Source organism: Streptomyces sp. NPDC005141, assembly GCF_053599975.1.
Window position 1 is genome coordinate 1 of record NZ_JBSFYW010000076.1, and the last position, 21,454, is coordinate 21,454.

Genomic DNA, 21,454 nt, shown 5'->3' on the forward strand with positions numbered 1-21,454 from the left:
CGGAGCCAACGAGATCGTCGCGTTCGACCTGGCGACGGGCAAGGAGAAGTGGCGCGTCAAGTCCCCCGTGGACGCCGCGATGATGCCGCTGAAGATGGACGGCACGAACCTCATCGCATACGTCGAGGCGTCGTACGACGGCGGCGGCCGCATCGTGTCGGTTCCGACGACGGGTGGCAGCCACACGCTCACCAAGCTGCTCCAGAACCCTCAGGGCACCGCGAACATCGAGAGCGGCTTCTACTCGAAGGCCGTCGACTACGTGGACGGACGCTTCTACATCTCCACCACCCGGCTGACGGGCAATGACGAGGCGAAGGAGAAGCTGATGCTGGCCTACGGCAAGTGACCGACGCCCCGCCCCAGTTCCTTCGCGCCCCGCACGCCCACCGGCCCGCAGTCCCAACGCATCCCGAGGTACTCACGTCATGAGCCAGCCGCCCCCGCCGCCGCCGAACCAGCCCCCGCCCGGCGGTTTCGGCGCACCGCAGGACCCTTCCCCGAGCTCTCAACAGAGTTCGAGCAGGGGAGACCCCAATCCGGGCGGCTTCGGCGCACCGCAGGACCCTTCCCCGAGCTCTCAACAGAGTTCGAGCAGGGGAGACCCCAACCCCGGCGGTTTCGGCGCGCCGACGCCCCCGCCGCCGCCCGCGCAGGGTCCCGGCTACGGTTACCCGCAGACGCCCCCGCCCCCGCAGAGCGCTCCGCCCGCGGCCCCGCCGCAGCAGCCGTACGGCTACCCGCAGACGCCGCCCCCGGCCCAGCCGGGCTACGGCTACCCGGGCCAGCCGCAGTCCCCGTACGGCGCCCCGGGCCAGCAGCCTTACGGCTACCCGCAGCCGCAGACCATGCCGATGCAGCCGCAGGCTCCGAAAGCGGGCGGTGGGCGGAAGCTCAACAGCCAGATGCTCATCATCGTGGCGGCCGTGGTGGCCGTCGCGCTGATCGTCGGCGGCGGCGTCCTGTACTCGAACTCGTCCAAGGACGACAAGAACAACTCCGGGGGATCGAGCGGCGGCACCGGCGGCAAGAGCGGCGACAGCAAGGGCGGTGACGACAAGGGATCCGGCGGCAAGGAGAAGGCGCCGGCCAACACCACGTCCTCGCTGCTGTTCCAGATCCCCTCGCCGGCCGTGCCCAAGGACGACACGAGCGTGACCACCGCCGGCTCCTGGCTCACCGACAAGGTGTACGCCAAGACCGGCGTCGCCGAGATCAACGGCTACGACCCGGACTCGGGCGCCAAGAACTGGACGCTCAAGCTTCCCGGCCCGGTGTGCCAGGCGAGCCGTCACACCACGGACGCCGACCGCACGGCGATCATCTACGAGCCCGCGATGCCCACCAAGGCGGAGCCCTCGCACGGGTGCAGCCAGCTCGCCGCCATCGACCTCGACACCGGCAAGAAGCTGTGGACCCGCACGATCAAGTCCGGTGACGAGCCGATCAACCTCGACAACGTGACGGTCAGCGGCAACACGGTCGCCTCGGGCAGCACCAGCGGCGGCGGCGCGTTCGACATCTCCACCGGCAAGGCGCTGTGGGCACCGAAGTCGGGCGACAGCTGCTACGACTCCGGCTACGGCGGCGGCGACAAGCTGGTCGCGGTCCGCAAGTGCGGTGAGTACGGCAGTACGCGCCAGCTGCACATCCAGACCATCGACCCGAAGACCGGGAAGGTGATCTCCGAGTACAAGATGTCGCCCGGCATCGAGTACGCCAGCGTCGTCTCCACCGACCCGCTGGTCGTGGCCGCCGACGTCGGCGACTCCGCCGGTGACGGCAGCGGCATCTCGGACTTCTTCTCCATCGACAGCAAGACCGGCAAGCTGCGGTCGAAGATCTCCGCGCCCGGCAAGACGTACGCGGCCCGCTGCGACGGCATCACGAGGATCGAGTACTGCTCCTCGCTCGCCGTCGGCAACGACAAGCTGTACATCCCGACGGAGGAGCACGACGGCACCGGCGAATACAGCCGGACCAACGAGATCGTCTCCTTCGACCTGGCCACCGGAAAGCAGACCGGCCAGCGCGCGGACGCGGGCGACGGCTACACCATCACCCCGCTGCGCATGGACGGCACCAGCCTTCTCGCGTACAAGCGGCCGCCGTACGACAAGGGCGGGCAGATCGTCTCGATCGACGGGACCTCCTTCAAGGCGACCGAGCTCATGGAGAACCCGGCGACCGAGGCGACGCGCGACGCGGAGTCCAGCATGCTCCCGGAGTACGCCGAGATCCTCTACCGCGACGGCCACCTGTACATGTCCCAGGTCTACGCGGACAAGCCGTCCTCCGCGGACGACAAGGAGTACCTGGCGATCGCCTTCGGAACGAGGTAGCCGGTCGCTTTCGGAGCGGCCGCCCTCGGAATGATCACTACGAAGCGAGCATCTTTGGAGTGAAGTAAGGCGATCATCTTCGAAAGAATGCGGTGATCGTTTTCGGAAGGAATTCGTTCGGTCCGAGACATCGTGTGCGGCCCCGTCCCTGCTCAGGGGCGGGGCCGCGCACGTACCCCTCATCCCTTCCTATTGGGAGGGATTTCGATATTCCGGGGCACTTCTCTCCAGTAGGGGAAGCGCAACGTCGAACAAGCGTGTAGCTTCCGGGGGATGGAGAGCCGGGGGGCTCCTAATCCACGGGGAACCAGTGGGGATGCTTGGGGGGACTGGGGGGTTGCCTGATGGGAGTGCGGCTCATGGTGGTCGATGACCACCGACTGCTCGCCGAGGCGTTGGCCTCGGCTCTGAAGCTGCGCGGGCACCGGGTGCTCGCCGCGGCCGCGCCCGCCGCGGGGGCGGCGGAGCTGGTGATCACACGCGCACCCGAGGTGTGCCTGATCGGCACGGCGACACCCGCGGAGCCGGGGATCTTCGACCCGGTGGTGCGGATCAAACGGGAGCGCCCCCAGGTGGCGGTCCTGGTGCTCGGCCCGGTACCGAACCCGCGCGGCATCGCCGCCGCGTTCGCCGCCGGCGCCTCCGGTTACGTACGCCATGACGAACGCATAGAGGGCGTCGAGCGCGCGATCATGAAGGCGAGGGCGGGCGAGGCCGCGGTGGCCCCGCAACTGCTCCAGGGCGCCTTCAGTGAACTGCTCAACCCCGCCGCCCAGCCCGACGACGAGGGCCAGCGGCTGCTCCAGATGCTGACACCCCGCGAGGTGGAGGTCCTGGTGCGGGTCGCCGACGGCGAGGACACCCGGCTCATCGCGGCCGGCATGGGCATCGCCCCGTCGACGGCTCGTACCCATGTCCAGCGGGTCCTGATGAAACTGGGCGTGGGCTCCCGTCTCGAAGCGGCGGCACTCGCCGCCCGCACGGGTCTGCTGGACCGGGCGGGACCGCTCCCGGCACCGCTCCCGGCACCGGCACCGCACGGGGGCGCGGCCGACTCCCTCTGAGGTGTACGAGGCGCGCACGGGCCCCTGAGCTTCCGGGGCCCGTCCACGGGTCGTCGGGGTCTACGAGGAGGGGGGCTTCCCCTCCTCGAAGCTCGCGAAGTACGCGGCTGCCATGTCCTCGTCCCCGTGGCCCAGGGCGTCGGCGCGGCCGAAGCGTTCGGCGGCGGCTTCGGCGACGTCGAGACGGACGCCGTGCCGCTGCCCGGCCCGCACGATCAGGCGGGCGTCCTTCTCGGCGGTGGTGACGGCGAAGCTGGCCGGGGACAGCCGGTCCTCCAGGACGAGGGCGGCCTTGGCGTGCAGATAGCCCATGTCGAGCGGGCCGCCGGCGATGAGGTCGAAGAAGCTCCGCGGGTCCACGCCGAGGCCCCGCGCCAGGGCGAGGACCTCGCCGGTCGCGGCGGTGGCGGCCAGGACCCAGCTGTTGGCGACGAGCTTGAGCCGGGTGGCGCTGCCCGTCGAGCCGTCCTCGCCGGTCCACACGGTACGGGCGCCGACGGCCTCGAAGACGGGTGTCACGGTGCCCCGCGCCGTGCTCGGACCGGCGGCGAGCACGGTCAGCTGCCCGGCCTCGGCGGGTGCGCGCGTCCCGAGGACGGGAGCGTCGAAGAAGACGAGCCCGTGCGCGCGGGCGAAGTCGGCGAGCTCGCCGAGTGCCTCGGTCCCGGCGGTCGTCGACTGCACCCAGGCGGCCCCGGCGCGCAGCCCGGGTGCCGCCCGGCGCATGACGTCGAGGACGGCGGGACCGTCGTACAGCATGGTCAGGACGACATCGGCGCCCTGTACGGCCTCCTCCGGGGTGTCCGCGATGTGCGCGCCGTCGGCGGCCAGCGGCTCGGCCTTGGCGCGGCTGCGGTTCCAGGCGCGGACACCGTGTCCGGCGCGGGCGAGGTTACGGGCCATCGCGGCACCCATGATTCCGGTGCCGAGGACGCTGACGGTGAGTTTGTCGGTCATGCGGTCAGCCTTCCCCCTCGCTCGCACTTTCTTCGCGGCGGCGCGGGACCATGAGGGGAAGCCCTCGGCGGCGGTCCTGGAAACCGTCCCGGAGGATCTGCCGGGCCACCTTCGCGCGCGCGTCGGCGAGTTCCTCGGCGATCCGGTGGCCCCGGTCGTCATCGGCCACGACGGCCGAGGTGCGAGTCTTTATGTGGTTCAGGAGGTGGGCGAGGGGCCCGCGGGCGGTCGAGAGCCGGGTCCCGGGGGCGTCGCTCTCACGGAGGTGGACGGTGCCGGGGGTGGTGGCCAGTTCGACGCAGTCGTTGCCCTCACCGCCGCCGGAGAAGGAGGACTTCTGCCAGTTGACGGGGACCGTGGCGAGCTCGAGGCAGGCGTTGCCGTCGCCGCTGCCGGAGAAGGAGGACTTCTGCCAGTTGAGGGGGGTGTTCATGGAGCGCCTCACAGTTCCTTCGCCAGCCTGTGGATGAAGTCACGCGATCTTTCGGGTCTGAGTGACGCGACCTCCATTCTACGGAAGAGCGTTCGATATGCGTTGAGTTGGGCTGCGGAGTCGATGAAACCCGTGCCCTGCGGCGAATCGCGTACGACCGTGTCCAGTTCGGGGACGGTGCCGCCTGCGTACACCATGGCGCTGTCGGCGCCGGCGAAGCCGTTCAGATCGAACGGGATGACGCGTACGGTCACATGGCCCGCTTCCGCGAACTCCAGGATGTGGGCGAGTTGAATCCGCGCCGCAGCGCGGTCGCCGACCCGGATGCGCAGTGCCGATTCGTGGATCACGGCCTCGTACGGGGTCGGTTGGGGGCCTTCAAGGATGACGCGCCGCTCCAGCCGGTGTTGGACGCGCAAGTCGATTTCACGCGGGGGGAGTTCGGGCACCCGGTACCCGAGGATTCCGCGGGCGTAGTCCTCCGTCTGGAGCAGGCCGGGGACATGGAGGAAGTCCACGTCCCAGCGGTAGGTGGCGTGATGCTCCAGCTCGGACAGGTCCAGGAACGATGCGGGGAGTGAGGGGTACTCCTCCCACCAGCCGCGTGTCCGATCGGTTGCCATCGATACCAGCGCCTCGATCAGCTCTTCGTCCGCACAGGAGTAATGGGCGGCAAGGCTGCGCACCCGCTCCTCGCTCACCCCCGCGATGCCGGACTCCATCTGGCTCATCTGGGCGGAGTCGGACCCGACCAGTGCAGCGGCCTCGCGCGCCTTGAGTCCCGCGGCCTCCCGCAGTTTCCGCAGTTCGATACCCAGGCGTTCCTGGCGTGCGGTTGGCTGCCGTCTGCGCGGCATGGCTTCCTCCCTCGCCCCAACTGCCATGGGGCAGCGACTCCTTCGGGGGGAGGGCTACGGCAGCGGCTTGCGCGGGCCCAAATTTTACCCATACCGTCGGTGACGCGAAGCACACGCTGCGGAACCCCGACCCCGGAAGCGCACCACTCCGTCCTGCCGTGACGGCTGTGACACTGCCACCGCCCGTGCCCTCGGCCGACTCTCGACTCCCCCCATCTGAACCGGAGTTCGCTCATGCCCGAAACCGAACCCTGGGACTACACGCTCCACATCCCCCACGACGTCCGCGCGGTCACCGTCTGCCGCCGCACGGTCCGGCTGATCCTGACCCTGCACGGCCTGATCCGTCTCGCGGACGTGGCCGAGCTGCTGGCGGCGGAGCTGGTCTCCAATGCCGTACGGCATACGAAGGGGCCGGCGGCCCTGCGGCTGCGCTGGCGGGGCGGGGTGCTGCGGATCGGTGCCTGGGACGGGAGTCCGGTGCCGCCGCCGCATGAGGCGTCCGTCGCCGGCGAGGCGGAGGCGGGCCGGGGTCTCGTCCTGGTCCGGGCCTGCGCCGACGACTGGGGCTGGCACCCGCTGCGCCAGGGCGGCGACACCGGCAAGTACGTGTGGTGCGACCTGGCCGCTACCCAGCTCGTCGATCACGTCGGATCGAAAGGTCCGGGGCCGCCAAGGGCCGGACACCAAGTGAACTCCGGCCCCGGGTAAGGGTGTTACTCCGTCGGCGGAGGGTGTTCCTCGGCCGGCGCCTCCGGTACCGGTGCCGGCAGCGGCCGCAGCCACAGCCAGACCAGGAAGAACAGGCCCAGGGCGAGCATGCCGAGGCCGGTCCAGAGGTTGATGTTGACGCCGTCCGCCTTGTCGAGGTCGGCGTCGGAGGCCGTGATGCCGGCGATGGTGACGATGACGCCGTAGATCACGAACAGGCCGCCGATGATGCGGCGGATGTCGAACAGACTGGCGGCGGTCGCGGACTTCTTCTCGAGTTCCGAGACTTCGCGCTGGAGGTCGCGCTCCGAGTGGTCGGACATGGTTTCTCGATTTCTCCTTCTTCAGAACCCGTCGGAACTCGTCAGAACGAGAACGGGATGTAGCAGGCGGCCGCCAGGATCAGCGCGCCCCAGCCCAGCAGGGCGGGCTTGCGGTACCAGGCGTCGTCGCCGGCGGCGGGCGGCTCGGCCACGCCGGGGGACCGGGTGCCGTAGACCAGGCCCTGCAACTCCTCGGCGGGCTTCGGGGCGGTGAAGGCCGAGACGGCGACCATGACCACGGCACCGGCCACGAAGCCGGCGATCGCGGAGACGAAGTTGGCGCCCTGGTCGGACGGGAAGCCGATGATTCCCTGCTTGTAGAAGACGAAGTAGTTCACCATCGCGGCCGTCGTACCGGCCAGCAGGCCCCAGAAACCCGACTTCACCGACGCCCGCTTCCAGAACATGCCGACGATGAAGACCACGAACATCGGCACGTTGAAGAAGGAGAAGAGCGTCTGGAGGTAGCTCATGATGTTGGAGAAGGACGAGGCCAGGAAGGCCGTGCCGATCGATGCCAGGACGCCGATCACCGTGATCAGCCGGCCGAAGCGGACGTAGTAGGAGTCCTCGCGGTCCGTGACGACGTACTTCGCCCAGATGTCGGTCGTGAAGACCGTGTTGAAGGACGAGACGTTGGCCGCCATGCCCGCCATGAAGGCGGCCAGCAGCCCGGTCACCGCGATGCCGAGGACACCGTTCGGCAGCAACTCCTGCATTAGATAGGGGATCGCGTCGTTGTACTGGAGATCCGAGCCGCTCGTGCCGATCTTCGGGACCAGGACGGCAGCCACCAGACCCGGGATCATCACTAGGAAGACGATGAAGATCTTCGGGTAGGCCGCGATGAGCGGGGTGCGCTGGGCGGCGGAGAGGTTCTTGGCCGACAGCGCGCGCTGCACCTCGGCGAAGTTCGTCGTCCAGTAGCCGAAGGACAGCACGAAGCCCAGACCGAGCACGATGGTCAGCCAGTTGGCGCCGAGCGGGTTGTCGCTGCCGATGCCCGTGCCGCCCCAGGCCGTCGTGAAGTCGGCGCCGTGGGTCTTGTCCAGGGAGTCCGTCAGGCCGTCCCAGCCGCCCACCCGGTTCAGGCCGAGTGCGGCGATCGGGATCAGCGCCGCGAGGATCACGAAGAACTGGAGCACCTCGTTGTAGATCGCGGAGGAGAGACCGCCGAGGGTGATGTAGGCGAGGACGAAGAAGCCGGCGACCACGATCGCCACCCACTGCGGCCAGCCGAGCAGGGCCTCGACGACGATCGCGAGCGAGTAGAGGTTGACGCCGGCGATGAGGACGGCGGCGAAGGCGAACAGGATCGAACTCAGCAGGTGCGCCCATTTGTCGAAGCGCAGGAGAAGGAACTCCGGCACGGAGCGGACCTTGGAGCCGTAGTAGAACGGCATCATCACCAGGCCCAGGAAGACCATCGCCGGGATGGCGCCGATCCAGTACCAGTGCACGGTGTAGACGCCGTACTGGGCGCTGTTGGCGGCCATGCCGAGGATCTCGGTGGCGCCCAGGTTGGCCGAGATGAAGGCCAGGCCGGTGATCCAGGCGGGCAGTGAGCGTCCCGACAGGAAGAAGTCGAGGCTCGTCTTCACCGAGCGGCGGGCCGCGAAGCCGATGCCCAGGACGACCACGAAGTAGATGCCGAGGATCGTGTAGTCGAGTGCGTTCGTGGGGAGACGCAGCTCGGCGGCGAGCAGGGTGCCCGGTTGTGGCAGGTGTGTGGGGGACTGCATCAGAACTCGCTTCGTCGCGTGAACGTATCGGACCGGAACCTATGTCTCCGCATCTAAGAAATGAACACTTCCGATGGTGTCCTTTGTTTGATTGTGATGTTGACTGCGGTGGTGGCTTGTGGTTTGTTGTGTTCGGTTATGTTTGAAGGTTCGGGTGTGGATGGGGAGTCCGACTGTGAAGAAGACCTCGACCCGACTGGCCGACGGTCGTGAGCTCATCTACTACGACGCGGGCGACGACAAGGTGCGCGACGCGGTGGACCGGCGCCCGCTCGACCCGACCGTCACCACATCGGAGGTGCGCCGCGACCCGCTCCTCGGCGACTCGGTGGCGATCGCCTCGCACCGGCAGGGGCGCATCTACCACCCGCCGGCGAACGAGTGCCCGCTGTGCCCGTCCTCCGGCGACCGGCTGAGCGAGATCCCCGACTCCTCGTACGACGTCGTGGTCTTCGAGAATCGATTCCCCTCGCTGGCCGGCGACTCCGGCCGCTGCGAGGTCGTCTGCTTCACCTCCGACCACGACGCGTCCTTCGCCGATCTGACGGAGGAACAGGCCGGGCTCGTCCTGGAGGCGTGGACCGACCGCACCGCCGAACTGTCGCATCTGCCCTCCGTCCAGCAGGTCTTCTGCTTCGAGAACCGTGGCGCCGAGATCGGTGTGACACTCGGTCACCCGCACGGGCAGATCTACGGCTACCCCTTCACCACCCCGCGCACCGCACTGATGCTGCGCTCGCTCGCCACGCACAAGGAGGCGACCGGCGGCGAGAACCTGTTCGACGAGGTCGTCGCGCGCGAGCTGGCGGACGGCTCACGGGTCGTCCTGTCGAGTGACCACTGGATCGCCTTCGTTCCGTACGCCGCCCACTGGCCGTACGAGGTCCACCTCTACCCGCGCCGCCGTGTGCCCGATCTGCTCGGCCTCGACGAGGACGCGCGCACAGAGTTCCCCCAGGTCTATCTGGAACTCTTGAGGCGCTTCGACCGGATCTTCGACGGCCCGGACGGTGGAAAGGAAGGGGCGGGCGAGCCACCGACTCCGTACATCGCGGCGTGGCACCAGGCCCCCTTCGGCCCGCTGGAGGAGTTCGAAGGCGTCAATCGGGACGACTTCGCGCTCCACCTCGAGCTTTTCACCATTCGCCGCACTTCCGGCAAGCTGAAGTTCCTCGCGGGTTCCGAGTCCGGCATGAACGTGTTCATCAACGACGTGCCGCCGGAGACCGCGGCTCAGCGACTGCGAGAGGTAGCGAGTTCATGAGTGGGAAGTACCTGGTCACCGGTGGAGCCGGCTATGTGGGCAGCGTGGTCGCGCGCCACCTGCTCGAGGCGGGCCACGAGGTCACCGTCCTCGACAACCTCTCGACCGGATTCCGCGAGGGCGTCCCCACCGGCGCCGCGTTCGTCGAGGGCGACATCCGCGACGCCGCCAAGTGGCTGGACTCCTCGTACGACGCCGTCCTGCACTTCGCCGCGTTCTCGCAGGTCGGCGAGTCCGTGGTGAAGCCCGAGAAGTACTGGGACAACAACGTCGGCGGCACCATGGCGCTGCTCGCCGCGATGCGCGAGGCCGGCGTGCGCAAGCTGGTCTTCTCCTCCACGGCCGCGACGTACGGCGAACCCGAGACCACCCCGATCGTGGAGTCCGCGCCGACCAGGCCCACCAACCCCTACGGCGCCTCCAAGCTCGCCGTCGACCACATGATCACCGGCGAGGCGGCGGCGCACGGACTCGGTGCCGTCTCCCTGCGGTACTTCAACGTGGCGGGCGCGTACGGCGACAGCGGCGAGCGGCACGACCCCGAGTCGCATCTCATCCCGCTCGTCCTCCAGGTCGCGCAGGGCCGCCGCGACGCGATCTCCGTCTACGGCGACGACTACCCGACCCCGGACGGCACCTGCGTCCGCGACTACATCCACGTCGCGGACCTCGCCGAGGCGCACCTGCTGGCGGTCGACGCCGCGACCCCGGGCGAGCACCTGATCTGCAACCTCGGCAACGGCAACGGCTTCTCCGTCCGCGAGGTCATCGAGACGGTGCGCCGGGTGACCGGGCACCCGATCCCCGAGGTCGTGGCACCGCGCCGCGGCGGGGACCCGGCGGTGCTGGTCGCCTCGGCCGACGCCGCCCGGGAACGGCTCGGCTGGAACCCGTCCCGCGCGGATCTCGCGGGGATCGTCGCGGACGCGTGGGAGTTCGCACAGAACGTAGCGAAGGGGTAGCAGGTGGAGCAGGTGGGGGTACGTGAGGGCTTCGAGGAGCTGTACGGTGCCGCGCCCGAGGGCGTCTGGGCGGCGCCGGGCCGGGTCAACCTGATCGGCGAGTACACGGACTTCAACGAGGGGTTCGTGATGCCGCTCGCGCTGCCGCACACGGCGGTCGCGGCGGTGTCCCGCCGGTCCGACGGGGTGCTGCGGCTGCACTCGGCGGACATCGACGGACCGGTCGTCGAGCTGCGCGTCGACGAGCTGGTGCCCCGGTCCGACACCGGCTGGGCCGCGTATCCGGCGGGCGTGGTGTGGGCCCTGCGCGAGGCGGGCCACGCCGTCGGCGGCGCGGACATCCATCTGGCCTCCACGGTGCCCACCGGCGCCGGACTGTCCTCCTCGGCGGCGCTGGAGGTCGTCACGGCCCTCGCCCTCGACGAGTTGTACGGACTCGGGCTCACCCGCCCCGAACTGGCACGACTGGCACAGCGCGCCGAGAACGACTTCGTCGGTGTGCCGTGCGGTGTCATGGACCAGACGGCGTCGGCGTGCTGCACCGAGGGCCACGCCCTGCACCTCGACTGCCGCGATCTGTCCATCCGCCAGGTCCCCTTCGACCTCGCCTCCCAGGGCCTCGAACTCCTGGTCGTCGACACCCGGGTGAAGCACGCGCTCGGGGACGGGGCCTACGCGGAGCGGCGCGCGGGCTGTGAGGAGGGGGCGCGGCAGCTGGGCGTCTCCCACCTGCGTGATGTCGCGTACGAGGACCTCGACGCGGCCCTCGACCGTCTCTCCGACGAGCGCGTCCGCCGCTACGTCCGCCATGTCGTCTCCGACGACCACCGGGTGGACCGGGTCATCACCCTGCTGGACGCGGGCGATGTCCGGGCGATCGGGCCCGTCCTGACGGGCGGTCACGCCTCGCTGCGCGACGATCTGCGGATCTCCTGCGACGAGCTGGACCTCGCGGTCTCCTCGGCGAACGCCGCCGGCGCGCTGGGCGCCCGGATGACGGGCGGCGGCTTCGGCGGCTCCGCGATCGTGCTCCTCGAATCCACCGACGTCGACACGATCACCAAGGCGATCACGGAAGCGTTCGCCGCGGCGGGCTTCACCGCTCCCCGTGTCTTCCCGGCCGTTCCCTCGGCAGGGGCCCGGCGTATCGGCTGACCCCGGGTTCTTTCGCCCCCTCCGCCCCTGCCCTGCCCGTACCCGGGGGCTCCGCCCCCGGACCCCCGCTCCTCAAACGCCGGAGGGGCTGAATTTCCGGGCGCCGGAGCGGCTGAAGTTCTCAGGCGGCGGAGGGGCTGACAATCTCCGGCGGCGGAGGGCTGACATTCTCTGGCGCCAGGGGCTGAAATTCCATGGCGCCGGAGGGGTTCAGATCTGCTTCGTCAGTGTGTACTCCGTGATCCCCGGCGGATAGTCGGGGATCACGCACACCACCTCGTAGCCCTGCTTGCGGTAGAAGTCCGGGGCCTGGAAGTCCCAGGTCTCCAGCCGGGATCCGAGGCAGCCCCGCTCCTCGCGGGCGAGGCGCTCGGCCTGTGACAGGAGACGGCTGCCGAGGCCCGTGCCGCGGTGACGGTCGTCGACCCACAGGTAGGTGACGTGCAGCCAGGTCGTCCAGGTGTGCCCGGCCAGACCGCCCGCCAGCTCGCCGGCCTCGTCCAGGGCCCAGAGGTGGAGCGGATGTTCACGCTCCCCGGGGGTTCCGCGCAGGGCGCGCAGCACCGGGGACGCCGCCGTGTTCGTGTCCAGCAGGCGTCTGCGGAGCAGATCCCGACGGTCTTTGTCGTCTCCTGACTCGATACGAAACATACGGCTCACCATAAACGCGCTGGCCAATCAGTTCTGCAAATTACCTTCCGCTCCCCGCCCCCGGCCTTACTCTGATGAACAGTGCCGGTGGGGGCCGGTGCTGATCAGGGGGCGAGACAGTCGGGTACGACGCCCGAAGTGGGGGTAGCACTTCCAGCACGGCGGCGGCCGTGCGGCTGCGGCACCCCGTTTTCCGGGTCGCAAGCGGGCTCGGGATCACTTCGGGCGCCGTACCTGCACGGACCGTCCCCCGACAGTGGGGGTTTCAGTGGTTCGCATCCGAGTACTGGTCGTCGACGACCATCGCATCTTCGCCGAGTCGCTCGCCGCCGCTCTCGCGGCCGAGCCCGACGTCGACGTGTCCGCGGCGGGCAGCGGTCCGGCCGCGCTGCGCTGCCTCGAGCGCGCGGCGGCGGAAGGGCGCCGTTTCGACGTGCTGCTCGTCGACGCGGACCTGGGCGGCAATCTGCCCGGCATGCGTCCGGCGGTGCCCGTCCAGGAAAGCAACGAGGACGGCCTGGTGGACGGCATCTCGCTCGTGGCCGGGGTGCGCTCCGGGCAGCCGAGCGTACGGACCGTCGTGCTGGCCGAGAAGGACGATCCGCGCCGTGCCGCGCTCGCCCTGCAGGCCGGGGCCTCGGGGTGGGTCGCCAAGGACTGCTCGCTGTCGCGGCTGCTCACCGTCATACGGGGTGTGCTGCGCGACGAGACCCATCTGCCGCCCGCCCTGCTCACGGGTGTGCTCCGGGAGCTCACCGCCGCCCGCAAGCACCGGACCGAGAGCGAGCGGCTCGTCGAGTCGCTGACGCCCCGGGAGCGCGAGGTGCTGCGGTGCATGGTCGCCGGACTGGGGCGCAAGGCGGTGGCCGAGCGGCTCTTCCTCTCGCCGCACACGGTCCGCACGCATATGCAGAACGTCCTCGGGAAGCTCGGGGTGCACTCCACCCTCGCCGCCGTGGCACTGGCCAGGCGCGCCGGGGTCGGGCCCGTCGACCTAACCGGGGATGTTGTCGAACGGGGCGGTCAACTGGCGTAGCAGTCCGGCCAGTTCACCGCGCTGCGCCCTGCTCAGTTCCGCGAGGATCGCCCGCTCCTGGTCGAGCAGGCCGGCCAGCGCCTGGTCGGCGCGGTCACGTCCCTCGTCCGTGAGGCGTACGAGCACGCCCCTGCGGTCGCTCGGGTCCGGGAGGCGCTCCACCAGGTCCTTCTTGGTCAGGCGGTCGATGCGGTTCGTCATCGTGCCCGAGGTGACGAGCGTCTGGGTGAGCAGTTGTCCGGGGGAGAGCTGATACGGGGATCCCGCGCGCCGCAGCGCCGTCAGGACGTCGAACTCCCAGGGCTCCAGGCTGTGCTCGGCGAACGCCAGCCGGCGCGCGCGGTCCAGGTGCCGGGCCAGCCTGCTCACCCGGCTGAGCACCTCGAGCGGTTCCACGTCGAGGTCCGGGCGCTCCCGGCGCCACGCAGCGACCAGCCGATCGACCTCGTCCTCCATGACGATCAGTGTAATGGTTGTGTCGACGTGAAGTCTCTTGATGTGGAGTCTCTTGACGTCGAGATATTTTCCTGTGAAGGTGGAGCTCCAGAACGGTCCGGCCGCCGCCGCCCCTTTTGGCGGTCCGCGACCTCTCCGGCGACCTTCGAGGAGACCACCCATGGCTGCCGCCACCACCCCCACCTGGGACCCCGGCCAGTATCTGCGCCACTCACGGCACCGAGCCCGCCCCTTCGCCGACCTCCTCGCCCAGGTCCCGGAACTCCCCTGCGACCCGGCCCGCATCGCCGACCTCGGATGCGGTCCCGGCAACGTCACCACCCAGCTCGCCGACCGCTGGCCCACCGCCCGCATCACCGGCTACGACAACTCCGCCGAGATGCTCGCCAGGACCGAGGAGCACGCCGGCCCCACGGCCGGCGGCGGACGGCTCGACTTCGCCCACGCCGACCTCACCGACTGGGCACCCACCGAGACGTACGACCTGATCGCCTCCAACGCCGCGCTCCAGTGGGTCCCGGGACACCTGGAATCGCTCCACGGCTGGCTCGACGCCCTCGCTCCCGGCGGCACCCTGGCGTTCCAGGTGCCCCACAACACCGACGCCCCGCTGCACGTCCTGATGCGCGAACTCGCCGCCTCAGCCCGCTGGAAGGGCCTCCTCGGCGACAGCCTGCGCCCCGCGGACTCGGTCCACGACCCGCTCGTCTACCTGGACCGTCTCGAGGGCCTCGGCTGCGCGACGGACGTCTGGGTGACGACGTACATGCAACTGCTGACCGGGCAGGACGCGGTGCTCGACTGGGTGAAGGGCACCGGACTGCGGCCCGTTCTCACCGCCCTCGCGGACGATCCCGAGGCCCTGGACGCCTTCGTCGCCGAATACCGGGACCTGCTGCGCGACGCCTACCCGGCGAAGCCGTACGGCACGGTGCTGCCGTTCCGCAGGCTGTTCGCCGTGGCCCGGAAGAAGGCCTGATGCTCACCGCCGTCGACCACGTCCAGCTCGCCGCCCCACCGGGCTCCGAGGACCGCCTGCGCGCGTACTACACCGACGCCCTCGGAATGACCGAGATGCCCAAGCCGCCCGTCCTCGGCGCCCGCGGCGGCTGCTGGTTCCGGGCGGGAGCCGTCCAGCTCCACCTCGGGATCGAGACCGGCTTCCGGCCCGCGAAGAAGGCCCACCCCGGACTGCGCGTCACCGGCATCGACGCCTGCGCCGCGCGGATCGCCGCGACGGGCGCGCCCGTCACCTGGGACGACGACCTGCCCGGCCACCGGCGCTTCTACTCCGAGGACCCGGTCGGCAACCGCCTCGAATTCCTGGAACCGCTCCCCGACCCGGGCTGAGCCGGGGCGGGGAGCGGTTCCGCGGGACGCTAGGCCTTGCGATGCCCTATCAACCGCGGCTTCGGCTCCAGCCCGTCCAGGCCGTGCCACGCCAGATTCACCAGGTGCGCGGCCACCTCCGCCTTGCGCGGCTTGCGGACGTCCAGCCACCACTGGCCCGTCAGCGCGACCATGCCGACCAGGGCCTGGGCGTACAGCGGGGCCAGCTTCGAGTCGAAGCCGCGGCTCTTGAACTCGCGGCCCAGGATGTCCTCCACCTGGGTGGCGATGTCCGAGATGAGCGACGCGAAGGACCCCGTCGACTGAGGGATCGGGGAGTCGCGCACCAGGATGCGGAAACCGTCCGTGTACTCCTCGATGTAGTCGAGGAGGGCGAACGCGGCCTGCTCGCACAGCTCCCGCGGGTGGCCCGCCGTCAACGAGCTGGTCACCATGTCCAGCAGCCGGCGCATCTCGCGGTCCACCACCACCGCGTACAGACCCTCCTTGCCGCCGAAGTGCTCATAGACCACCGGTTTGGAGACCCCGGCCTTCGCCGCGATCTCCTCCACCGACGTGCCCTCGAACCCCTTGGCCGCGAACAGGGTGCGGCCGATCTCCAGCAGCTGCTGACGGCGCTCGGCGCCGGTCATGCGGGTGCGGCGCGCACGCCGCGGCTTTTCATTGCTGCTCGGGGTGCTGCTGGAGTCGGTCGCCACGCCGTCAATCATGCCGCTTCAGCGGTTTCCGTCTTGCCTCGGGAACCGTTCCCGTCGGCGTTCCGGCGGGAATCGATACGAGAGCGTGACGGCCAGCGCACGTCGTACGCCCAGCCCAGCTGTTCGCACCAGCGGATGATCCGGGCCGAGGAGTCGATCTGGCCGCGGTCCACACCGTGCCGGGCGGACGTCGGGTCGGCGTGGTGGAGGTTGTGCCAGGACTCGCCGCACGAGAGCACCGCCAGCCACCACACGTTGCCCGAGCGGTCACGCGACTTGAAGGGGCGCTTGCCGACCGCGTGGCAGATCGAGTTGATCGACCAGGTCACATGGTGCAGCAGGGCCACCCGGACGAGGGAGCCCCAGAAGAATCCGGTGAACGCACCCCACCACGACATCGTCGCCAGACCGCCGATCAGTGGCGGCAGGCCCAGCGAGAGCAGGGTCCAGAGGAGGAACTGACGCGAGATCGCCCGGATCACCGGGTCCTTGACCAGATCCGGCGCGTACTTCTCCTGCGACGTCCGCTCCTCGTCGAACATCCACCCGATGTGCGCCCACCACAGGCCCTTCATCAGCGCCGGAACCGTCTCGCCGTAACGCCACGGCGAATGCGGGTCACCCTCCGCGTCGGAGAACTTGTGGTGCTTGCGGTGGTCGGCGACCCAGCGCACGAGAGGACCCTCGACCGCCATGGACCCCGCGATCGCGATCGCGATCCGCAAGGGGCGTTTCGCCTTGAAGGAGCCATGCGTGAAGTAGCGGTGGTAGCCGATCGTGACGCCGTGGCAGCCCAGGTAGTAGAAGAAGACCATCAGGCCGAGATCCAGCCAGCTCACCCCCCATCCCCAGGCCAGCGGCACAGTCGCGAGCAGCGCGAGGAACGGAACGGCGATGAAGAGAAGAAGCGTGATCTGTTCGAGTGACCCCTTCTTCTCGCCGCCGAGGGTGGCGGCGAGGAGCTGGGTGTCGCCGTTGTCCGCCTGCGGGGCGTCGTCGATCACATCGGAACTCGTGGTCATGGGCGTCCCCTGTGGGGTTCGAGGGTGAGGAAGCGTGGCGAAGAGTGACCGCGTGCGGCCCCCAGGGTTCCCTCGTCGTCCGACGGGAATCCCTACGGGTCCGTAACCTACGGCGTCGTAAGTATGTCAGCGCGTCGCCCGGCGGCAAGAGCCCGAGAGCCTGCGCGTCCGCGAGGACACCTATCCTTGGAGTCGGTCGGACAGCGCGGTCCGTTCTGATTTCTTCCCGGATGCCACCTCCCTAAGCGGCACCCGCCGCGCGCGGTCGCCACCCGGGTTCCCTCCCAGACGAGCTTCAGACGAGATTCCCCACTCTTCAGACGAGCTTCAACACTGCAAGGAGCCGCACCTGTGAGCAGTGCCGACGACCAGACCACGACGACCAGCAGCGAGCTGCGCGCCGACATCCGCCGCCTGGGCGATCTGCTCGGTGAGACCCTCGTTCGGCAGGAGGGCCCCGAGCTCCTGGAACTGGTCGAGAAGGTCCGCCGCCTGACCCGCGAGGACGGTGAGGCAGCCGCCGAGCTGCTGCGCGGCACCGAACTGGAGACCGCGGCCAAGCTGGTCCGCGCCTTCTCGACGTACTTCCACCTCGCCAACGTCACCGAGCAGGTGCACCGCGGCCGCGAACTGCGCGCCAAGCGCGCCGCCGAGGGCAGCCTCCTCGCCCGTACGGCCGACCGGCTCAAGGACGCCGACCCTGAGCACCTGCGCCAGACGGTCAAGAACCTCAACGTCCGCCCGGTGTTCACCGCCCACCCCACCGAGGCGGCCCGGCGTTCGGTCCTCAACAAGCTGCGGCGCATCGCCGCGCTCCTGGAGACCCCGGTCATCGAGGCCGACCGCCGCCGCTACGACACCCGCCTCGCCGAGAACATCGACCTGGTGTGGCAGACGGACGAGCTCCGGGTCGTCCGCCCCGAGCCCGCCGACGAGGCCCGCAACGCCATCTACTACCTGGACGAGCTGCACGCCGGAGCCGTCGGCGACGTCCTCGAGGACCTCACCGCCGAACTCGAGCGCGTCGGAGTCGTCCTCCCGGACGAGACCCGGCCCCTCACCTTCGGCACCTGGATCGGCGGCGACCGCGACGGCAACCCGAACGTCACCCCCGACGTCACCTGGGACGTCCTGATCCTCCAGCACGAGCACGGCATCAACGACGCCCTGGAACTCATCGACGAACTCCGCGGCTTCCTGTCGAACTCCATTCGCTACACCGGCGCCACGGAAGACCTGCTGGAATCCCTCCAGAGCGACCTGGAACGCCTGCCGGAGATCAGCCCCCGCTACAAGCGCCTCAACGCCGAGGAGCCCTACCGCCTCAAGGCCACCTGCATCCGGCAGAAGCTGGAGAACACCAAGCAGCGCCTGGCCAAGGGCACGCCCCACGAGGACGGCCGCGACTACCTCGGCACCGCCGAGCTGCTCCGCGACCTCACCCTCATCCAGACCTCACTGCGCGAGCACCGCGGCGGCCTCATCGCCGACGGCCGGATGAACCGCACCATCCGCACCCTCGCCGCGTTCGGCCTCCAGCTCGCCACCATGGACGTACGCGAGCACGCCGACGCCCACCACCACGCCCTCGGCCAGCTCTTCGACCGCCTCGGCGAGGAGTCGTGGCGTTACGTGGACATGCCGCGCGACTACCGCGCGAAGCTCCTCGCCAAGGAACTGCGGTCCCGGCGCCCGCTCGGCCCGACCCCCGCGCCGCTCGACGCCGCCGGCCAGAAGACCCTCGGCGTCTTCGAGACCGTCAAGCGGGCCTTGAAGATCTTCGGGCCCGAGGTCATCGAGTCGTACATCATCTCGATGTGCCAGGGCGCCGACGACGTCTTCGCCGCCGCCGTCCTGGCCCGCGAGGCCGGACTGCTCGACCTGCACGCCGGCTGGGCGAAGATCGGCATCGTCCCGCTCCTGGAGACCACCGACGAGCTCAAGGCCGCGGACACGATCCTGGAGGACATGCTCTCCGACCCCTCGTACCGCCGCCTGGTGGCGCTGCGCGGGGACGTCCAGGAGGTCATGCTCGGCTACTCCGACTCCTCCAAGTTCGGCGGCATCACCACCTCGCAGTGGGAGATCCACCGCGCCCAGCGCCGCCTGCGCGACGTCGCCCACCGCTACGGCGTACGCCTGCGCCTCTTCCACGGCCGCGGCGGCACCGTCGGCCGCGGCGGCGGCCCCTCGCACGACGCGATCCTCGCGCAGCCCTGGGGCACCCTGGAGGGCGAGATCAAGGTGACCGAGCAGGGCGAGGTCATCTCCGACAAGTACCTGGTCCCCTCGCTGGCCCGAGAGAACCTCGAACTCACGGTCGCCGCGACCCTCCAGGCGTCCGCCCTGCACACCGCGCCCCGCCAGTCCGACGAGGCACTGGCACGCTGGGACGCGGCGATGGACGTCGTCTCCGACGCGGCGCACTCCGCCTACCGGCGGCTCGTCGAGGACCCCGACCTGCCGACGTACTTCCTCGCCTCCACGCCGGTCGACCAGCTCGCCGACCTGCACCTGGGCTCGCGGCCCTCCCGCCGCCCCGGCTCGGGCGTCTCGCTCGACGGACTGCGCGCCATCCCGTGGGTCTTCGGCTGGACCCAGTCCCGGCAGATCGTGCCCGGCTGGTTCGGCGTCGGCTCCGGCCTCAAGGCGCTGCGCGAGGCCGGCCTGGACACCGTGCTCGACGAGATGCACGAGCAGTGGCACTTCTTCCGGAACTTCCTTTCGAACGTCGAGATGACCCTCGCGAAGACCGACCTGCGGATCGCCCGCCACTACGTCGACATCCTCGTCCCCGACGAGCTCAAGCACGTGTTCACCGCCATCGAGGCCGAACACGAGCTCACCGTGCGCGAGGTGCTGCGCATCACCGGCGGCGAGAAGCTCCTCGACACCCACCCGGTGCTCCAGCAGACCTTCGCCATCCGCGACGCCTACCTGGACCCGATCTCCTACCTCCAGGTCGCCCTCCTCAAGCGCCAGCGCGACGAGGCCGCGGCCGGCCAGGACCCGGACCCGCTGCTCTCGCGGGCCCTGCTCCTGACGGTCAACGGAGTGGCGGCGGGACTGCGCAACACCGGCTGAGCAGAGGGCCACGCGACACCGGCTGAGCATGCGCGAAGGCGCCCTCCGCGCTCGTACCCGTACGAGCGCGGAGGGCGCCTTCATGCTCCGGACCCGCGCAGGGTCAGGGCCAGGTGCGGGGTGCCTACAGGGCCACGAAGGTGAGCGTCAGCAGCGCGAGCCCCGTCCCCGCCATCAGCCACGCCGTCCGCGTCAGCCGCAGACCGCCCGCGACCACCACCGAGGCCAGCAGCAGAGCACCGGCGAGAGGGATCCAGGCGTAGAGCAGACCGGCAGGACCGCTGCGTACGACCTCGTCGCTGCCGGGCTTCACCGTGACCGTGTACGTCCGGCCCTTCTTCACCGCCACCGACTGCTCGATGACGACCCGGGCCCGCGCCCGCGAACCGTGCGACGCCGGCGTGTACGGCCCCGTGCACGTTTCGTCCGAGCACGCCGACACCTCGATCGTGCCGTGCTCCCGGCCCTTGCCGAGCATGACGTGCTGCGCGGTGCCCCAGGAGGCCCAGACGCCCGCGATCAGGATGAGCCCGGTCACCACGCCCATCACCGCGAGCTGCCCGAACCGCAGCGCCGCGTACGCGCTCTGACTGGAGGTGACGGCACGCATGGCGGGGATCATTGGCCATGGCCACGCGCTTGGTCAACTCCGACGGAGGACAAGTCGGCAGTTGTACGAGTACATCGCCCGCCGGATCGTCCCGCCGGCCCGTCCCCGGGCCTCCCTCAGGAGTTGTACGTGCCCTGCGCCCGCTCCAGGCCCTCGATCACCAGACACTCCACCGCGTCCGCCGCCCGGTCCACGAAGTAGTCCAGCTCCTTGCGCTCCGCCGACGCGAAGTCCTTCAGCACGAAATCCGCGACCTGCATACGGCCCGGAGGGCGCCCGATGCCGAACCGCACCCGGTGATAGTCCGCGCCCATCGCCTTCGTCATGGACTTCAGCCCGTTGTGGCCGTTGTCGCCGCCGCCCAGCTTCAGCCGCAGCACGCCGTAGTCGATGTCGAGCTCGTCATGGACCGCCACGATGTTCGCCGTCGGCACCTTGTAGAAATCCCGCAGCGCGGTCACCGGACCACCCGACAGATTCATGTACGACATCGGCTTGGCCAGGATCACCCGGCGGTTCGCCGGACCGGGCGGCCCGATCCGCCCCTCGATCACCTGCGCCTGCGCCTTCCCCGCCCGCTTGAACTTTCCGCCGACCCGCTCCGCCAGCAGATCGGCCACCATGAAGCCCACGTTGTGCCGGTTCATGGCGTACTCCGGGCCAGGGTTGCCGAGGCCCACGATCAGCCAGGGCGCGTTGGCGTCGGTCGTCACGTCCGTGTCTCCCATATGTCCTTG

General features: G+C 69.9%; 20 protein-coding genes and 2 pseudogenes. 11 read left to right on the forward strand and 11 right to left on the reverse strand.

The genetic code is table 11. From position 1 onward, the window contains the following. From ACWD68_RS36585 to ACWD68_RS36595, 3 genes and pseudogenes are all read left to right on the forward strand, one after another. Positions 1–349: pseudogene (locus tag ACWD68_RS36585) on the forward strand (PQQ-binding-like beta-propeller repeat protein); the annotation flags it as partial. Between the two features lie 79 nt (positions 350–428). Then, positions 429–2,342, forward strand: a complete 1,914-nt coding sequence (locus tag ACWD68_RS36590; protein WP_451810783.1) for an outer membrane protein assembly factor BamB family protein — start codon at positions 429–431, stop codon at positions 2,340–2,342. A gap of 344 nt (positions 2,343–2,686) precedes the next feature. Beyond that, positions 2,687–3,406 carry a helix-turn-helix transcriptional regulator gene (locus tag ACWD68_RS36595; RefSeq protein ID WP_451810784.1) on the forward strand — a complete coding sequence of 240 codons (720 nt, stop codon included), beginning with the start codon at positions 2,687–2,689 and terminating at the stop codon, positions 3,404–3,406. A gap of 60 nt (positions 3,407–3,466) precedes the next feature. On the opposite strand, the gene ACWD68_RS36600 is transcribed toward ACWD68_RS36595, so the two are convergent. The 3 genes from ACWD68_RS36600 to ACWD68_RS36610 are packed head-to-tail and all read right to left on the reverse strand — an operon-like array spanning position 3,467 to position 5,653. Further along, on the reverse strand, positions 3,467–4,363 hold the full coding sequence (locus ACWD68_RS36600; RefSeq protein WP_451810785.1) for an NAD(P)-dependent oxidoreductase: 897 nt from the start codon (positions 4,361–4,363) through the stop codon (positions 3,467–3,469). Between the two features lie 4 nt (positions 4,364–4,367). Further along, the gene (locus ACWD68_RS36605; protein ID WP_451810786.1) at positions 4,368–4,796 is read right to left on the reverse strand and encodes a DUF397 domain-containing protein; all 429 of its coding nucleotides are present in this window, start codon (positions 4,794–4,796) and stop codon (positions 4,368–4,370) included. Positions 4,797–4,804: 8 nt separating this feature from the next. After that, entirely contained in the window at positions 4,805–5,653 is an 849-nt protein-coding gene (locus ACWD68_RS36610; RefSeq protein ID WP_451810806.1) for a helix-turn-helix domain-containing protein, read from the reverse strand. Between the two features lie 234 nt (positions 5,654–5,887). Here ACWD68_RS36610 and ACWD68_RS36615 point away from each other — a divergent pair. Further along, positions 5,888–6,283 (forward strand): annotated as a pseudogene (locus ACWD68_RS36615) (ATP-binding protein); the annotation flags it as partial. Between the two features lie 86 nt (positions 6,284–6,369). Here the strand turns inward: ACWD68_RS36615 and ACWD68_RS36620 are convergent. Beyond that, positions 6,370–6,687 (reverse strand): hypothetical protein, encoded by a 318-nt coding sequence (locus ACWD68_RS36620; RefSeq protein ID WP_451810787.1) that lies wholly within the window; start codon positions 6,685–6,687, stop codon positions 6,370–6,372. Between the two features lie 41 nt (positions 6,688–6,728). After that, the gene (locus tag ACWD68_RS36625) at positions 6,729–8,429 is read right to left on the reverse strand and encodes a sodium:solute symporter family protein (RefSeq protein WP_451810788.1); all 1,701 of its coding nucleotides are present in this window, start codon (positions 8,427–8,429) and stop codon (positions 6,729–6,731) included. Positions 8,430–8,604: 175 nt separating this feature from the next. Here ACWD68_RS36625 and galT point away from each other — a divergent pair, with 175 nt between their 5' ends. From galT to galK, 3 genes are read left to right on the forward strand one after another with little or no spacing between them, the layout of a single operon-like run. Then, positions 8,605–9,693, forward strand: a complete 1,089-nt coding sequence (gene galT / locus ACWD68_RS36630; RefSeq protein WP_451810807.1) for a galactose-1-phosphate uridylyltransferase — start codon at positions 8,605–8,607, stop codon at positions 9,691–9,693. After that, positions 9,690–10,655 carry a UDP-glucose 4-epimerase GalE gene (gene galE, locus ACWD68_RS36635; RefSeq protein WP_451810789.1) on the forward strand — a complete coding sequence of 322 codons (966 nt, stop codon included), beginning with the start codon at positions 9,690–9,692 and terminating at the stop codon, positions 10,653–10,655. The genes galT and galE overlap by 4 nt, the downstream gene beginning before the upstream one ends. A gap of 12 nt (positions 10,656–10,667) precedes the next feature. Next, positions 10,668–11,810, forward strand: a complete 1,143-nt coding sequence (gene galK / locus ACWD68_RS36640) for a galactokinase (RefSeq protein ID WP_451810808.1) — start codon at positions 10,668–10,670, stop codon at positions 11,808–11,810. A 210-nt stretch (positions 11,811–12,020) separates the two neighbouring features. Here the strand turns inward: galK and ACWD68_RS36645 are convergent, their stop codons facing one another. Then, positions 12,021–12,473 (reverse strand): GNAT family N-acetyltransferase, encoded by a 453-nt coding sequence (locus tag ACWD68_RS36645; protein WP_451810809.1) that lies wholly within the window; start codon positions 12,471–12,473, stop codon positions 12,021–12,023. 256 nt (positions 12,474–12,729) lie between these two features. Between ACWD68_RS36645 and ACWD68_RS36650 the strand changes: the two genes are divergently transcribed. Continuing rightward, on the forward strand, positions 12,730–13,497 hold the full coding sequence (locus ACWD68_RS36650; RefSeq protein ID WP_351859695.1) for a response regulator transcription factor: 768 nt from the start codon (positions 12,730–12,732) through the stop codon (positions 13,495–13,497). Here ACWD68_RS36650 and ACWD68_RS36655 read toward each other — a convergent pair. Further along, positions 13,456–13,953, reverse strand: coding sequence for a MarR family winged helix-turn-helix transcriptional regulator (locus ACWD68_RS36655; protein ID WP_385706685.1), 498 nt, complete (start codon positions 13,951–13,953; stop codon positions 13,456–13,458). The genes ACWD68_RS36650 and ACWD68_RS36655 overlap by 42 nt on opposite strands. 160 nt (positions 13,954–14,113) lie before the next feature. Between ACWD68_RS36655 and ACWD68_RS36660 the strand changes: the two genes are divergently transcribed. Both ACWD68_RS36660 and ACWD68_RS36665 read left to right on the forward strand, forming a co-directional pair. After that, on the forward strand, positions 14,114–14,932 hold the full coding sequence (locus ACWD68_RS36660; protein WP_451810790.1) for a trans-aconitate 2-methyltransferase: 819 nt from the start codon (positions 14,114–14,116) through the stop codon (positions 14,930–14,932). Next, the gene (locus ACWD68_RS36665) at positions 14,932–15,303 is read left to right on the forward strand and encodes a VOC family protein (protein WP_451810791.1); all 372 of its coding nucleotides are present in this window, start codon (positions 14,932–14,934) and stop codon (positions 15,301–15,303) included. Before ACWD68_RS36660 ends, ACWD68_RS36665 begins: the two co-directional genes overlap by 1 nt. 29 nt (positions 15,304–15,332) lie before the next feature. Here the strand turns inward: ACWD68_RS36665 and ACWD68_RS36670 are convergent, their stop codons facing one another. After that, positions 15,333–16,013, reverse strand: coding sequence for a TetR/AcrR family transcriptional regulator (locus ACWD68_RS36670; RefSeq protein ID WP_261703951.1), 681 nt, complete (start codon positions 16,011–16,013; stop codon positions 15,333–15,335). Beyond that, complete coding sequence (locus ACWD68_RS36675) at positions 16,010–17,023, reverse strand: acyl-CoA desaturase (RefSeq protein ID WP_451810792.1); 1,014 nt, start codon at positions 17,021–17,023, stop codon at positions 16,010–16,012. The genes ACWD68_RS36670 and ACWD68_RS36675 overlap by 4 nt, the downstream gene beginning before the upstream one ends. Positions 17,024–17,374: 351 nt before the next feature. Between ACWD68_RS36675 and ppc the strand changes: the two genes are divergently transcribed. After that, entirely contained in the window at positions 17,375–20,107 is a 2,733-nt protein-coding gene (gene ppc / locus ACWD68_RS36680; RefSeq protein WP_451810793.1) for a phosphoenolpyruvate carboxylase, read from the forward strand. A 124-nt stretch (positions 20,108–20,231) separates the two neighbouring features. Here ppc and ACWD68_RS36685 read toward each other — a convergent pair whose 3' ends face one another. Next, positions 20,232–20,729: a hypothetical protein gene (locus ACWD68_RS36685; RefSeq protein ID WP_451810794.1), complete on the reverse strand. Its 498-nt coding sequence runs from the start codon at positions 20,727–20,729 to the stop codon at positions 20,232–20,234. Positions 20,730–20,833: 104 nt separating this feature from the next. Next, complete coding sequence (gene pth / locus ACWD68_RS36690; RefSeq protein ID WP_351547569.1) at positions 20,834–21,445, reverse strand: aminoacyl-tRNA hydrolase; 612 nt, start codon at positions 21,443–21,445, stop codon at positions 20,834–20,836. Positions 21,446–21,454 lie beyond the last annotated feature (9 nt).